Raw genomic sequence first — 1,039 nt, 5'->3', positions numbered from 1 at the left:
GATGGCGATCGCGACGCCGCCCAGGAACGACAGCTTCACGGCGGACCAGAAGTCGATGTAGACCAGGCGCAGACGCACCTGCTTGGCCGAGGTCTTGTGGGTCGACTTCTTGGCGAGTTTGTCGGCTACCGTGCTCATGCGTCAGTACTTTCCTCGGGGGTCTCGAAGAGGAGGCGGTCTCGGCCGCGTCGGGCGCGGCCGGATCGGGTGCCGTCTCCGTCGTCTCGGCCAGGTTTCGTTCGCTGTTCCGGGCGATCGCGATGATGCGATCATCGCCTCCGGCACGGGCGAACACGACTCCCATCGTGTCGCGACCCTTCGCAGGCACCTCGGCCACGGAGGAGCGTACCACCTTGCCGCTGGCAAGAACCACAAGGACCTCGTCGCCCTCGGACACCATCAGACCGCCCGCGAGAACGCCGCGATCCTCGGTCAGACGGGCCACCTTGATGCCCAGTCCGCCGCGGTTCTGCATGCGGTATTCGGTGACCGACGTGCGCTTGGCGTAGCCGCCCTCCGTGACGATGAAGACGAACTCGTCGTCCTTGGCGACGGATGCCGAGAGGAGGCTGTCGCCGGCACGGAAGTCCATGCCCTTCACGCCCGAGGTCGAGCGGCCCATCGGGCGCAGCGCGCTGTCGGTGGCGGAGAACCGCAGCGACATGCCCAGGCGGCTGATGAGGAGGATGTCGTCGCCCTCGTCGACCAGCAGAGCGCTGACGAGCTCGTCGGCCGCACCCTGCTCAGCATCCTCGCCGTCGTCCGAGGCCTGGCCGCGGAGCTTGATGGCGATCACGCCGCCCTGCCGGTTGGTGTCGTACTCGTCGAGGCGCGTCTTCTTCACGAGACCGTTGCGGGTGGCGAGCACGAGGTACGTCGCGACGTTGTAGTCGCGGATGTCCAGGATCTGCGCGATCTCCTCGTCGGGCTGCAGCGCGAGGAGGTTCGCGACGTGCTGGCCCTTGGCATCCCGACCCGCCTCGGGAACCTCGTAGGCCTTCGAGCGGTACACGCGGCCCTTGTTCGTGAAGAACAGCAG

General features: G+C 67.1%; 2 pseudogenes. Both read right to left on the bottom strand.

The window, feature by feature from the left end:
* Window positions 1-138 (bottom strand): annotated as a pseudogene (locus I5G_RS25455) (DUF3566 domain-containing protein); the annotation flags it as partial.
* Window positions 139-226: 88 nt separating this feature from the next.
* Window positions 227-1,039, bottom strand: a pseudogene (locus I5G_RS22640) (DNA gyrase C-terminal beta-propeller domain-containing protein); the annotation flags it as partial.

The sequence above is a fragment of the Microbacterium sp. B19 genome (genome assembly GCF_000333395.1).
Classification (GTDB): Bacteria; Actinomycetota; Actinomycetes; order Actinomycetales; family Microbacteriaceae; genus Microbacterium.
Note: the sequence above shows the minus strand (reverse complement) of the source record. Positions and strands in the feature narration are given on the sequence as shown.